The organism is Roseibium porphyridii (genome assembly GCF_026191725.2).
Lineage (GTDB): Bacteria > Pseudomonadota > Alphaproteobacteria > Rhizobiales > Stappiaceae > Roseibium > Roseibium porphyridii.
The window spans coordinates 5,858,504-5,870,788 of sequence record NZ_CP120863.1 but is presented as its reverse complement, the minus strand read 5'-3'; the positions used below and the strand labels follow the sequence as shown (position 1 = coordinate 5,870,788).

Here is a 12,285-nt window from a genome sequence, read left to right as displayed (position 1 = left end):
GTCATCTGCCTCCTGTACTTTGTGAAGAACGGTCCGCCACAGCCATTCTTCGACGCCTTGCTGCTTTTGCAGCATTATGATGTCCCTTTTGGGACGGTTATTCGTTTGGCAGTGGATATACTCCAGCCGCCACCCCGTCTTGAATGCGGGAAGCTAATTCTGAATCCAAGGCAAGCCGGCAGCTTTCCAGCCGGCCTGTGTGCCGCGGTGACGATCTGCGTCCAGCGGCCCCTCAAATCCATCAGAGATATTGTAACAGTGCGTATAACCGGCTTGGGTCAGCGCGATTGCAGCTGCTTGGCTCCGTGCGCCGGAGCGGCACAGAAAATAGATCGGAGCGCTTTGGTCAAGTCCTTTTTTGACCAGCTGATTTGAAACCGTCGATGCGAAATCCGGATTTGGTCCGCTCGACGGAAAACTTTGCCATTCCGCTAACACAGGTTCCTTGCCGATAGGGCGCAAATCGGGGATGCCGACAAACGCCCATTCCGCTTGTGTGCGCACGTCAACAAGAACAGCGTCCTGTTGTTCGGAGAGCTGCTGAAAAGCCTCCTGCGCGCTTAAATTTCCTGCGTAACCACCCTCAAGTTGCACAGACGCCCCCTTCGATAGCTTTGCGCTATCGGTTATAATTTGCTTATTAGTATTTTCGGAAGGAGTATTAGTCGAACTATCGCTAAGCGCCGTTAAGACTGAACACGTTAATGTATTCGCTACTCGGCCAATGTGACATGTGCTCAGCTATATTTCTGTTTGACTTATACATTGTTTTTCCAAGCACCAGTTTTAGGTTAATCGCCGGTCTTTGCCGCCAGCCGTGTTGTTAATATACAGACAGGGCCTTGTGGGGCAACAGCGTGTTAATACGTTTCTTGGCAGATGCCGGTTTCTGCCCCTGCGTTACCGAATTTCCGTTCCCTGTGTGCAAAGGAACAAATGCTTTTTACCGCAATGACTTTTTGCTCTGAGCGGTCTTGTCACAAATGAAAAACAGCGATTTCAAAAAAAATTTCGGAACAGATACCTTGACTCGTATCGAATCCGGTTTGATCCCGCCGCTTAGATCCTACATACCCATAAGATATTGAAAAATATAAATATTTTTTGACACTCTGATGTGGCGTATTTTTGAAGGTTGTGAAGCTGGAGCGGGCCTATTTCTGTCATCCACAAAATTGCATGGCTAAAAAAAACCCGGCACTGTGGCCGGGTCTTTTGAACGTTGATTTCACGGAAAAATTAGGCGCCAAGTGCCTTGATGCGGGCGTTGAGGCGGGAAACTTTCCTGGACGCAGTGTTTGCATGCATCACGCCTTTGGACGCTGCGCGCATGATTTCCGGCTGGGCTGCCTTGAAAGCGTCGTTTGCTGCGCTCTGGTCGCCAGAAGCGATTGCTTCTTCAACCTTACGCAGGTACGTGCGAACGCGGCTTCTGCGGTCTTTGTTGGTGGCCGTCCGGCGGGCAATCTTGCGGGCCGCCTTCTTGGCCGATGGTGTGTTGGCCATGGGCTCAATCCTGATCGGTAATGGGGACTAGGGTCCGGTGGCGATCGGACCAAGGCGTCAAAGCCGGTAAGACCCGATCAAAAAACAACGGCGGCGGAAGTCCGCCACCGATTGGGCGCTGCTTATAATGGCGCTTGGGCTTGTCGTCAACGGCTTTGTCGTTGATACGCGGAAGATTATTTGTTCCTGAATTGCGGTGACCGTTTCTCCGCAAAGGCGCTCATGCCCTCGTTCTGGTCCTCCAGCGCGAAAAGGGCTTGGAAGACCCGCCGCTCGAACCGCACGCCTTCTGAAAGTGTTGTTTCATACGCCCGGTCGACGCTTTCCTTTGCCATCATCACGACGGGGAGCGAGAAGTCGGCAATTTTCTCGGCGGCCTTCAGAGCTTCCTCCAGAAGGTCGTCGGCGGGAACGATCCGGCTGACAAGGCCGCTCCGCTCAGCTTCTTCGGCATCCATCATGCGACCGGTCAAGACCATCTCCATGGCTTTTGACTTGCCAACGAACCGCGTCAGACGCTGCGTACCCCCTGCTCCGGGGATGACGCCGAGGGTGATTTCCGGCTGGCCGAATTTTGCGGTGTCGGCCGCGATGATGAAATCGCAGAGCATGGCCAGTTCGCAGCCCCCGCCCAGCGCATATCCGGCGACGGCTGCGATGATCGGTTTGCGGTTCCGCGAGACGCGATCAAATGGCGTGATCAGATCGGTCTGGTAGGCGGATGAGAAATTGTGAGGCTGCATTTCCTTGATGTCGGCACCGGCTGCAAAAGCCTTTTCCGAACCCGTGACGACAACGCAGCCGATGCGCTCGTCTTCATCGAAACTGTCGAGGGCCGTGCAAAGCTCTGCGACCAGCGCTGAATTGAGCGCATTCAGGGCTTCCGGCCGGTCCAGAGTGATCAGGCCTACTTTGCCGCGCTTTTCAACGCGGATGTTCTCGTATCCCATAATAATGCGCTCCCAAGGCCGGAGGTTGCCGCCATGAACGGCCCCTCGGATATGTCAAACTTACCGGCCATGCCTAACCGACACGAGGCGTGTCTGGCAAGTTTGGCTGAAGGGATAGAGGCCGGACTGTCAGGTCTGGCATTGCGGGCAATAAAAGGTAGAGCGGTTTGATTGCACCAGTCGTGCTACCGTGCCGTTGCAGCCCGGTGTCCGGCAGCTTTCGTTTTCGCGGCCATAGACCGCGAAAGAATGCTGAAAATAGCCAAGCGTACCATCGGTTTGTGTGTGGTCTCGCAAGGATGACCCGCCGGCCTTGATTGCGTCTTCGAGTGTTTCCCGGATGTTGGCTGCGAGGGCGACCGCCTTTTTTGTCGGCTTACCTGATTTCGTCACAATGCTCCCGGCAGAGCGTTCCGGGCTCAGACCGCTGCGCCAAAGTGCTTCACACACATATATATTGCCAAGACCTGCAATCAGCTTCTGATTCAGCAAGGCGGCTTTTAGAGGCGATTTTCGACCTTGGAATAGACCGGCAAGCGTTTCCGCACTCAGTTCATTGCCCAAAGGTTCCAGTCCAAGATCCTTGAAAAGCGGATGCGCAGATAGCGTGGCTCGTGGCACAAGGTCCATGAAGCCAAAGCGCCGCGGATCATTATATATAATGCGCGCGGGATCTCCTGTGGCTGTTTCAAGGTGAAAGACCACATGATCGTGCTTGGTGTCCTTGCTGCGGGCATGTGCAAATTTACCGGGAGCACTGTCCTCATAGTCGGCTTCAATGCGGAAAGACCCTGACATGCCAAGATGCATGACCAGAACATCCCCGCTGGTGATATCCGCAAGCAGGTATTTGGATCTGCGGGACAGGGCGGTGACCCGTTTCCCAGTCAGCCGACCAACGAAGTCTTCCGGAAACGGAAAACGAAGATCAGGCCGGTTTTGCTCGACCTTGCGCAGCGTGGCTCCTTCGAATGCGGGCGACAGGCCGCGTTTGACGGTTTCAACTTCCGGCAATTCAGGCATCTGAAGACTGGTCTCCGCTTCGGTTGCGCGCTAAGAGGTCTGACATTCTCACACCGGCCTGCGGCATATGGCGTCCACGGCCGGCAAAGATAGCGCTCGGGCGGTGCTTGTACTATGTTCCGGCGCACTTTGAAGACCTTAAATGGATTTGTGATCCGCCAGAACAACGGCAGCTCGCGAAAAGGTGGGCTGATCTGTTCAAGAACAGGAACGGTGATCAACCGGTGGGCTGAGGCTGAACTGATTGATCTTGGAGACGCATTCATGACGCAACAGGCACGCAGCGGAGCTTCGGACCGGACTCCGGAGGACATGCCGACCAGTTTCGGTTTCACAAAGGTGGCCGAGGGAAGCAAACAGGCGCTTGTGGACGATGTTTTTCACAAGGTTGCTGACCGTTACGACCTGATGAACGACATGATGTCCGGCGGGATGCACCGGGTCTGGAAGGATGCGATGGTCTCGTTCCTTGCACCGCCAAGGGCGGACAAGTCAGGCTGGAAGCTTCTGGATGTTGCCGGTGGCACCGGTGATATAGCAACCCGTGTTGTCAATCGGTCGAACGAAACGGTTTCCGCCGTGGTTTGCGATATCAATGAATCCATGCTCGGTGTCGGTCGCGACAGAGCGGCGAAAGCCGGATTGTCCAAATTGATCACCTTTAGCCAGGGAAACGCAGAAGACCTGCCATTCCCTGACAAGAGTTTCGATGCATATACGATTGCCTTCGGCATCCGAAATGTCCCGGACATCCCGAAAGCATTGCGGGAGGCCCGGCGTGTTTTGAAGCGCGGAGGCCGTTTTCTTTGCCTGGAGTTTTCCGAAGTCGATGTGCCCCTGCTGGACAAGGTCTATGACACCTTTTCCTTCAATGCGATCCCAGTCATGGGAAAGTGGGTGACGGGTGACGGCGATCCCTATCAGTATCTGGTGGAATCCATTCGCAAATTTCCCAGCCAGGAGCGCTTCGCGGAGATGGTTCGGGAAGCAGGATTTGAACGGGTCACCTATCGCAATTATTCCGGCGGTATCGCCGCGCTGCATTCTGGTTGGAAATTCTGATTGATGGCATTTCCGGTTATGTCCCTTTTCCGCCTGATGCGGGCCGGTTTCGTGATGGCGCGCGAAGGCGTGTTCAGCCTCGTCAATCTGCCTGACCTTCCAGCGGGGCCGCGTTTCGGGATCGCGATTGCCCGTCTTTTGGAACGCCGCGCGGTCAAAGACAAAAGTGCAGATCTGCGCCTTTCAGACGCTCTTAATCGCTTGGGTCCTTCTTATGTGAAGCTTGGTCAGTTCCTGGCAACGCGGGCCGATGTCGTTGGCAAAGATGCCGCGCGTGAATTGTCTGCACTGCAGGATCGGCTGCCGGCGTTTGAACATGAGGCAGCGCGGCGGGCAGTTTCCGAACAGCTCGACCGCCCGGTCGACGAAATCTTTGTCGAATTTGGCGAAGCCGTTGCAGCAGCATCCATTGCTCAGGTGCATCCGGCCGTCATAAGGGACAAGGACGGGGTGGATCGTAAGGTCGCCGTCAAAGTGTTGCGTCCGGGAGTATCCCGAAGATTTCAAAGAGATCTGGAAAGCTATTACCTTGTTGCCCGTCTTGCGGAACGGTTCCATCCGCCGTCGCGTCGACTTCGTCCGGTTGCCGTGGTCGATACGCTCGCTCAATCCGTCGCCATGGAAATGGATTTCAGGCTCGAGGCTGCCGCGCTTTCCGAAATGGCAGAAAACATTGCGGAAGACCCGGGCTTTCGGGTGCCAGGCGTGGAATGGCTTCACACATCCAAGGGTGTTTTGACCCTTGAATGGATCGATGGCCGGAAAATGTCCGATGTTGATGGTCTTCGTGAAGATGGCCATGATCTGGAAGCTCTAGGTGCATCCGTCATTCAGAGCTTTCTTCGGCACACGCTGCGAGATGGCTTTTTTCACGCGGACATGCACCAGGGCAATCTATTCGTCGAACCTGACGGCACGCTTGTCGCGGTCGATTTCGGCATCACTGGCCGGCTCAACAAACGTGAACGCCGTTTTCTGGCCGAGATCCTGTTCGGGTTCATCACGCGAAACTACAAGCGCGTTGCGGAAGTGCACTTTGAGGCCGGGTATGTGCCGGCCCATCAGGACGTCGACATGTTTGCGCAGGCGATCCGTGCGATTGGGGAGCCGATCCATGGTCACGATGCCAGCGAGATATCCATGGCCCGACTGCTGACTCAGCTTTTTGAAGTGACCGAACTGTTTGAAATGCGCACCCAGACCCAATTGATCATGCTGCAAAAAACGATGGTCGTTGTCGAGGGTGTTGCCAGGTCCCTGAACCCCAATCTCGATATGTGGCGAACGGCCGAACCGGTTGTCGGCAGCTGGATAACTGAAAATCTTGGCCCGGTCGGAAAGTTCCGGGACGCAGGCGACGCATTGTCGGCACTCGCCCGGGTCGCAAACGACATGCCGTTGTTTGCCGACCGCATCGGTCGCATGTCGGCTGAACTTGAAAAAATGACCAACAGCGGTCTTCGGTTCGATGATGCAACCGCGGAAGCCATCGGCAAGGCAGAAGCAAGGCACACGCGATCCGGCCGACTTGCTCTTTGGGTTATTGCAGTCTGCGCGCTGCTTTTGACTTATCAGGCGTTCTGACCGCTTTGGCAGCGAATTACCGCCCAACCGGTAAGACATGAGCTGCTGTGTGACTGGGTTCGTTTGCGGCTAGGAACCAGTGTTTTCGGTGGGCCAGGCAGACAACAGCATTGCGCAGGCGTCCATGATATGCCGTTTCAGGATGTCCTGTGCGTCGGCCGTGTTGCGATTGCGCACTGCCGACAAGATGTTTTTGTGATCTTCGAGCCAGTCCCTGGTTTGCGCCGGCAAGACACCATACCCGGCAATATGAATGCGGCATGTCCGTCGAAGCTCTTCAATCAACTTCAATTGTCGCGGCCTGCGTGCAGGTAAATAGAGACTTTGGTGAAAGGCCCAGTCGCCGCTAGCCCAACGGTCTGTGCCCGCATCGATCGAGGAGTGTGCGTAAGCAACTTCAATCGCACCCAGATCGTTTTCCGTCATCTGTTTGATGGCGTGGTGCAGGCAGTCCGTTTCCAACAGCACTCTCAGGTCGTAAATTTCGGATATTTCAGCCGGTTCCAGACTGATGACGCGTGCGCGCCGATTGGGGACGAGGCTGATCATCCCACGAGATGCCAAGAGTTGGAGGGCGTCCCTGACCGGGATCCGGCTGATCGCAAATCGTTTCGCGATTTCACCCTGTTTGAGTTCTTCGCCCGGTCGGAAACGGCCGTCGACAATTTCAGTTTCCAACGTGGCGGCAATCTGCTCAGCGGACATGAACCCTTCCTTCGACCGGCGTCATCATGGACTTGACAAATCTGAAACTCAAGAATGTATAAATGTATACATTTTGGAGATCGAGATGACAACCAACCACCAATACACATCGAAAATTGTCTGGACCGGAAACCTGGGCGACGGGACAAAAACCTATCGTGGATATGAAAGAACCTGGGAAATCAGAACGCCGGGCAAGTCTGTCGTGCAATGTTCCAACGACCCGTTGCTTGGTGGAAACCCGGCGCTCCACAACCCGGAGGATTTGCTTTTGTCGGCGCTTTCGAGTTGTCACATGCTCTGGTATCTGCATCTGGCCAGCACCGCTGGCATCGCAGTGAGCGCCTATGAGGATTTCCCATTGGGTCTTGGTGAAACGGAGAAAAATGGCGCAGGCCGGTTTTTGCAGGTAATTTTGAAACCGAACATTGTGGTCCCGGCAGGCACGAACCTTACAAAAGCCGATGCAATTCACCACGAAATTCACAACTATTGCTACATCGCCCGTTCGGTTGCGTTTCCGGTCACCTTTGAGGCGACATATCGGGAGCTTTGAACATCAGGAGCGTTCGCCGGTTTCCAATTGTTTCAGGGCAAGGGATTTCGAGACGCTTCGGATCTCTTCCGCAAGAGTGTCGTCGTCTATGGTCCGGGACAACACCATGCCGCCGACGCACAACGCCGCCAGCCCAATTGCCTTGTCTCTTTTGGTCGGCTCTTCGGGCAAATTGTTTTCAAACAGCCAGATCATTGCCCGCAGCAGGGCCTCATACGCGGACTGAACTTCAGGTGTTGCCCGTGCGACGTCGGATGGCAGAGCGATCATCGGACACTGACCTTCCAGATCACCGAGATGTCTGGTCGAAAGGTAGCTTTCGATCATGTCCCGAACCGTCTGCGGACCGCCATTGACCGGGTCAACACCTGCCTCGTCGCGCCAGGTTTTTCCGCGGCCGTTCAGGAAGGATGCCACAGCCTCTGCATAGAGCTCATCCTTGTTTTTGAAGTGATTGTAGAAACCGCCCCGGGTTAGACCAGCTTCTGCCATAACCGTATCGATAGAGACTTCTGAAAAGCCGTGGCGGTTAAAAAGGATACGTGCGCACTCGACGATGCGCTTGCGCGTTTTGGTTTTGTGTTCTGGGGCGTAAGGCAAATTTGTCTCCCGGACCTGATCTGGAAAGAATATCAGGGACCAAAAAATGTTCTTTAACATAAATTGATTGCGAGCAAGAAAGGCAAATCCTGTTGAAAGAACTCGGATCGAAAAATGGAAAATCTCTTTGAAGTTGCCCCGTACCTCAATGCCTATAGGCCCGGTTTGACAATAGTCGCCGCACTGTCCTTGATCGTCTTGATCCAGAACTTCCTGACCGCTCCGCTTGCCTTTGCCAAAGAGGAGCAGGTTCCCGGCATGCCGCTGCAATTCGACCATACGAAACTGAGCTTTCGCGCGGTTCGAACCTATCAGAACTCTGCCGAGAGCTTTCCAGCCTTTCTGGCTGCCGTCCTGATTGCAATCGTAGCCGGCGTGTCACCGTTGTTGGTGAATGTGGCTGCAGGTGTTTATCTGGCTGCGCGGCTTTTGTTCTGGGGCGTCTACTATGCTGGTGTAGGCAGGGTTGCCGGAGGGCCACGTACGATTGCATTCGTGGTCTGCCTGCTGGCAAATATCGTGATCGTCGTAGCGGCGTTGATCGCCTTGTTTTAACGTTGGCCGCCGGCGGTCTGCTTAGATGGCGGTGACGCGCCGAAGGGTCAGATTGATGCGGCCACCGTTCTTCAAAAGGCTTGATGTTCCGCTCAATATCCGGTCGATCCCGTGAAAGGCGAGCCGGGCTTCTCCACCCAGCACAACAACATCGCCGGACTGAAGGCGAAAGGATCTCGTCGGGTCCTTGCGGGACAAACCGCCAACCCGGAAGGTTGCTGCATCGCCAAGTGAGACCGAAATGACAGGGGCATCGAATGTTTGCTCGTCCCGGTCCTGATGCAGACCCATTCGGGCACTCTGTTCATAATAGTTGATCAGGCAGGCCTGTGGTGGCTGGGCGGTTGGAGCGATCTCCCGCCAGAGCTCTTGCAAGGCGAGAGGAATGCCGGGCCATGGTGCTCCGGTATCTGGATGCGCTTGCTGATAGCGGTATCCGTTGATGTCGGAGACCCAGCCAAGCGGGCCGCAGTTGCTCATCTTTACGGAAAAGGCTTTCCCGGTTCGTGGCATCACCGGTTGGAAAAGCGGTGCCTCGGCAACGCATGATCGCACCTCTCTCAGAAGCGATTCCTGAGCGGCGCGGTCAAAGTACCCAGGCAAATACTTAAGGCCGTCCGGCCCGCCAAGAGAGGTATTTTGCATTTTTTTGCTCAAGAGCTCGTATCAGTCGCCGCACCCGCCGCAACCGGAAGAACTGCAACCACTGGAGCCGCCTGCAGTACATCCTGAACCGCAGCCCGACGACTTGCCACCAGTTGCCTTTTTGAAAAGCGCCAGGAGAACAAACCCAACCAAGGCAACACACAAAACGAAAACGATCGTATGTTCCGTAGCCCAATGCCAGAACATGTTTCGAACCCGTTCCAGCAGCGTGTCGCCAGCTGGAGAGCCATGAGCGAAGGCCAGGCTGCTTCCCAGCAGGAATGCGATGAGCGCGGCGCCTGCGCCAAGCACGGCGCCAGGCAGTGCTTTTACGGTCTCGTAGACGGTCTGAAGCTTATTGGACCATTTCGGTTTGGCGATTATCCAGTGATCTTGTGTATTTAGGCGTTGGAAATGCGGTGCTTTCCCGAACCTGACGGAGGCTGGAGGCCAAATGTCAGCAGGCGGTTCTCCGAATTCGCTTCGGTAATATGCCAGCGTTTTGGCGTAGGCGTCGTTAAACAGCGCATTCTGATCTGCACCGCCCTTGGTCGGCATATGGTGCAATGGGCCTCCAAGTGCATCCTTAAAGGGGCCCCAATAATGCTTTGTATAAGTCAAATGCAGATGCCATGCCTGGTCGACCTCGTCGCTTGGCGTGACCATCCCTGAACCCAGCCTGCTGAGATAAGCAAAGCGCTGATATTCGGTGATAACGCGCAACGCGAACCCATGGGACCAGCCATTGTCCCGTGCCAGTCGTTTTGAAAAAGGAAAATCGGCCTCGACGGCATCTGGATGGCAAGCCGCAATGCGGTTCCACAAATTGGCGTCTTTCATGGATGTATTCCCCTGGAGCAATGCCACATCTGCATGGTGATTTTCTGTAAAATTGACTTTTACGACAATCCGAAATCCGATCTTGGTAACGATCAGGCAAGAAATATCGGTGATGACTGGCGATTGCCAGCAAACAGATGTCTTGCAGGCAAAGTTTCATCCACCTATATAGCGGTCAAGCTTCGCGCCAAATCCTGAGCATGTGCTCCGGCGCGATCTCCGGGCTGGCCCCGGATTACAAGTGAGAGGAGCCGGACCGACGCCTTCTAGGGTCTGTCTGGTTTGCTAGAAAGAGAGGCAGATATGGCAAAGGTCATTGGTATCGACCTCGGCACGACGAACTCGTGCGTCGCCGTCATGGACGGTAAAGATCCCAAAGTAATTGAAAACGCAGAAGGTGCACGCACCACGCCGTCTATGGTGGCATTTTCCGACGATGGCGAACGCCTTGTCGGTCAGCCGGCGAAACGCCAGGCAGTCACCAATCCGACGAACACGCTGTTTGCGGTCAAGCGCCTGATCGGGCGCCGGTTCGACGACCCGACTGTCGCCAAGGACCAGAAACTGGTTCCCTTCGATATCGTCAAGGCCGACAACGGCGACGCATGGGTTGAGGCAAACGGCGAAAAATACTCCCCGTCCCAGGTTTCCGCCTTCATCCTTCAGAAAATGAAGGAAACGGCTGAGAGCTACCTCGGCGAGACTGTGACCCAGGCGGTTATTACCGTTCCGGCGTACTTCAACGATGCACAGCGTCAGGCAACCAAAGATGCCGGCAAGATTGCCGGTCTGGAAGTTCTGCGTATCATCAACGAGCCGACCGCAGCTGCGCTGGCCTATGGCCTGGACAAGAATGACGGCAAAACCATCGCTGTTTACGACCTTGGTGGCGGCACGTTCGACGTGTCCATCCTGGAAATCGGCGACGGCGTCTTTGAAGTGAAATCCACGAACGGCGATACGTTCCTGGGCGGTGAAGACTTCGACATGGTTCTGGTCGACTATCTCGCAGCTGAGTTCAAGAAAGATCAGGGCATTGATCTGAAGAACGACAAACTGGCCCTGCAGCGTCTGAAAGAAGCCGCGGAAAAAGCCAAGATCGAGTTGTCGTCCTCTTCGCAGACCGAAATCAACCTGCCGTTCATCACGGCGGATGCATCCGGTCCAAAGCACCTGACGTTGAAGCTTACTCGCGCCAAGTTTGAGTCTTTGGTCGATGATCTGGTCAAACGCACCATCAACCCGATGAAGGCCGCTCTGAAAGACGCAGGCCTGGCAGCTGGTGAAATTGACGAAGTCGTTCTCGTCGGCGGCATGACCCGCATGCCGAAGATCCAGGAAACCGTGAACACCTTCTTCGGCAAGGAATCGCACAAGGGTGTTAATCCGGACGAAGTCGTTGCTATGGGTGCTGCGATTCAGGCCGGTGTCCTGCAGGGTGACGTCAAGGACGTACTCCTTCTGGACGTTACTCCGCTGTCGCTCGGTATCGAGACGCTCGGTGGTGTCTTCACACGCCTGATTGACCGCAACACGACGATCCCGACCAAGAAGAGCCAGGTGTTCTCCACGGCCGAAGACAATCAGACGGCTGTGACCATCCGTGTCTTCCAGGGCGAGCGTGAAATGGCTGCGGACAACAAGGTCCTCGGTCAGTTCGACCTGGTTGGTCTTCCTCCGGCGCCGCGTGGCGTGCCGCAGATCGAAGTCACCTTCGACATCGATGCCAACGGTATTGTCAATGTTTCGGCAAAGGACAAAGGTACCGGCAAGGAACAGCAGATCCGCATCCAGGCTTCTGGCGGTCTTAGCGACAATGACATCGATCAGATGATCAAGGATGCTGAGTCCCATGCGGATGAGGACAAGAAGCGGAAGGAACTGGTTGAAGCCAGGAACCAGGGCGAGTCGCTGGTTCATTCCACTGACAAGTCGCTGAAAGACTACGGAGACAAGGTCTCCGAAGACGACAAGGCTGCAATCGAATCCGCACTTGAAGAGCTAAAATCCTCGCTGGAGGGTGAAGACCTTGAAGACATCAAGGCCAAAACCCAGGCGCTGGCCGAAGCATCCATGAAACTTGGCGAAGCCATGTATCAGGCGGCACAGGCCGATGCGGAAGCCGGTGGCGAAGGCGGCGAAGAAGCCGAAGCCAAGGCGGAAGACGATGTTGTCGATGCGGACTTCGAGGAAGTCAAAGACGAAGACGACAAAAAGTCTGCATAACTGAAAAACGACAGCCAGCCGTGTCCCGGCTGG

General features: G+C 55.1%; 13 protein-coding genes. 5 read left to right on the top strand and 8 right to left on the bottom strand.

Annotation, left to right across the window (positions count from 1 at the left end):
* Positions 1 to 153: 153 nt before the first annotated feature.
* The 4 genes from K1718_RS27125 to mutM all read right to left on the bottom strand — a co-directional run bounded on the left by K1718_RS27125 (position 154) and on the right by mutM (position 3,479).
* Positions 154 to 594, bottom strand: a complete 441-nt coding sequence (locus K1718_RS27125; RefSeq protein WP_265680194.1) for a rhodanese-like domain-containing protein — start codon at positions 592 to 594, stop codon at positions 154 to 156.
* A 645-nt stretch (positions 595 to 1,239) separates the two neighbouring features.
* On the bottom strand, positions 1,240 to 1,506 hold the full coding sequence (rpsT, locus tag K1718_RS27120; protein ID WP_152504040.1) for a 30S ribosomal protein S20: 267 nt from the start codon (positions 1,504 to 1,506) through the stop codon (positions 1,240 to 1,242).
* 176 nt (positions 1,507 to 1,682) lie between these two features.
* Positions 1,683 to 2,456: an enoyl-CoA hydratase gene (locus tag K1718_RS27115; RefSeq protein ID WP_152504039.1), complete on the bottom strand. Its 774-nt coding sequence runs from the start codon at positions 2,454 to 2,456 to the stop codon at positions 1,683 to 1,685.
* Between the two features lie 129 nt (positions 2,457 to 2,585).
* Entirely contained in the window at positions 2,586 to 3,479 is an 894-nt protein-coding gene (gene mutM, locus K1718_RS27110) for a bifunctional DNA-formamidopyrimidine glycosylase/DNA-(apurinic or apyrimidinic site) lyase (protein ID WP_265680196.1), read from the bottom strand.
* Between the two features lie 312 nt (positions 3,480 to 3,791).
* On the opposite strand from mutM, the gene ubiE reads away from it, so the two are divergent.
* Both ubiE and ubiB read left to right on the top strand, forming a co-directional pair.
* Positions 3,792 to 4,541: a bifunctional demethylmenaquinone methyltransferase/2-methoxy-6-polyprenyl-1,4-benzoquinol methylase UbiE gene (gene ubiE / locus K1718_RS27105; protein WP_265682454.1), complete on the top strand. Its 750-nt coding sequence runs from the start codon at positions 3,792 to 3,794 to the stop codon at positions 4,539 to 4,541.
* Between the two features lie 3 nt (positions 4,542 to 4,544).
* On the top strand, positions 4,545 to 6,125 hold the full coding sequence (gene ubiB, locus K1718_RS27100; RefSeq protein WP_265680197.1) for a 2-polyprenylphenol 6-hydroxylase: 1,581 nt from the start codon (positions 4,545 to 4,547) through the stop codon (positions 6,123 to 6,125).
* A gap of 69 nt (positions 6,126 to 6,194) precedes the next feature.
* Here the strand turns inward: ubiB and K1718_RS27095 are convergent, their stop codons facing one another.
* Positions 6,195 to 6,830, bottom strand: coding sequence for a GntR family transcriptional regulator (locus K1718_RS27095; protein WP_265680198.1), 636 nt, complete (start codon positions 6,828 to 6,830; stop codon positions 6,195 to 6,197).
* An 85-nt stretch (positions 6,831 to 6,915) separates the two neighbouring features.
* Here K1718_RS27095 and K1718_RS27090 point away from each other — a divergent pair, with 85 nt between their 5' ends.
* Positions 6,916 to 7,386 (top strand): OsmC family protein, encoded by a 471-nt coding sequence (locus K1718_RS27090; RefSeq protein WP_265680199.1) that lies wholly within the window; start codon positions 6,916 to 6,918, stop codon positions 7,384 to 7,386.
* A gap of 3 nt (positions 7,387 to 7,389) precedes the next feature.
* Here K1718_RS27090 and K1718_RS27085 read toward each other — a convergent pair whose 3' ends face one another.
* Positions 7,390 to 7,986: a TetR/AcrR family transcriptional regulator gene (locus K1718_RS27085; protein WP_152504034.1), complete on the bottom strand. Its 597-nt coding sequence runs from the start codon at positions 7,984 to 7,986 to the stop codon at positions 7,390 to 7,392.
* Positions 7,987 to 8,100: 114 nt separating this feature from the next.
* On the opposite strand from K1718_RS27085, the gene K1718_RS27080 reads away from it, so the two are divergent.
* Positions 8,101 to 8,541: an MAPEG family protein gene (locus K1718_RS27080; protein ID WP_152504033.1), complete on the top strand. Its 441-nt coding sequence runs from the start codon at positions 8,101 to 8,103 to the stop codon at positions 8,539 to 8,541.
* Positions 8,542 to 8,562: 21 nt separating this feature from the next.
* Here the strand turns inward: K1718_RS27080 and K1718_RS27075 are convergent, their stop codons facing one another.
* Both K1718_RS27075 and K1718_RS27070 read right to left on the bottom strand, forming a co-directional pair.
* Positions 8,563 to 9,186: an alpha-ketoglutarate-dependent dioxygenase AlkB family protein gene (locus K1718_RS27075; protein WP_265680200.1), complete on the bottom strand. Its 624-nt coding sequence runs from the start codon at positions 9,184 to 9,186 to the stop codon at positions 8,563 to 8,565.
* 21 nt (positions 9,187 to 9,207) lie between these two features.
* The gene (locus K1718_RS27070) at positions 9,208 to 10,026 is read right to left on the bottom strand and encodes a glycine-rich domain-containing protein (RefSeq protein ID WP_265680201.1); all 819 of its coding nucleotides are present in this window, start codon (positions 10,024 to 10,026) and stop codon (positions 9,208 to 9,210) included.
* A 303-nt stretch (positions 10,027 to 10,329) separates the two neighbouring features.
* On the opposite strand from K1718_RS27070, the gene dnaK reads away from it, so the two are divergent.
* Complete coding sequence (gene dnaK / locus K1718_RS27065; RefSeq protein ID WP_152504030.1) at positions 10,330 to 12,252, top strand: molecular chaperone DnaK; 1,923 nt, start codon at positions 10,330 to 10,332, stop codon at positions 12,250 to 12,252.
* Positions 12,253 to 12,285 lie beyond the last annotated feature (33 nt).

Bases quoted from the DNA above. Each gene is read 5' to 3' on its own strand.
- rpsT (WP_152504040.1), bottom strand. From the start codon at position 1,506: ATGGCCAACACACCATCGGCCAAGAAGGCGGCCCGCAAGATTGCCCGC.
- K1718_RS27115 (WP_152504039.1), bottom strand. From the start codon at position 2,456: ATGGGATACGAGAACATCCGCGTTGAAAAGCGCGGCAAAGTAGGCCTG.
- mutM (WP_265680196.1), bottom strand. From the start codon at position 3,479: ATGCCTGAATTGCCGGAAGTTGAAACCGTCAAACGCGGCCTGTCGCCC.
- ubiE (WP_265682454.1), top strand. From the start codon at position 3,792: ATGCCGACCAGTTTCGGTTTCACAAAGGTGGCCGAGGGAAGCAAACAG.
- ubiB (WP_265680197.1), top strand. From the start codon at position 4,545: ATGGCATTTCCGGTTATGTCCCTTTTCCGCCTGATGCGGGCCGGTTTC.
- K1718_RS27095 (WP_265680198.1), bottom strand. From the start codon at position 6,830: ATGTCCGCTGAGCAGATTGCCGCCACGTTGGAAACTGAAATTGTCGAC.
- K1718_RS27090 (WP_265680199.1), top strand. From the start codon at position 6,916: ATGACAACCAACCACCAATACACATCGAAAATTGTCTGGACCGGAAAC.
- K1718_RS27080 (WP_152504033.1), top strand. From the start codon at position 8,101: ATGGAAAATCTCTTTGAAGTTGCCCCGTACCTCAATGCCTATAGGCCC.
- K1718_RS27075 (WP_265680200.1), bottom strand. From the start codon at position 9,186: ATGCAAAATACCTCTCTTGGCGGGCCGGACGGCCTTAAGTATTTGCCT.
- K1718_RS27070 (WP_265680201.1), bottom strand. From the start codon at position 10,026: ATGAAAGACGCCAATTTGTGGAACCGCATTGCGGCTTGCCATCCAGAT.
- dnaK (WP_152504030.1), top strand. From the start codon at position 10,330: ATGGCAAAGGTCATTGGTATCGACCTCGGCACGACGAACTCGTGCGTC.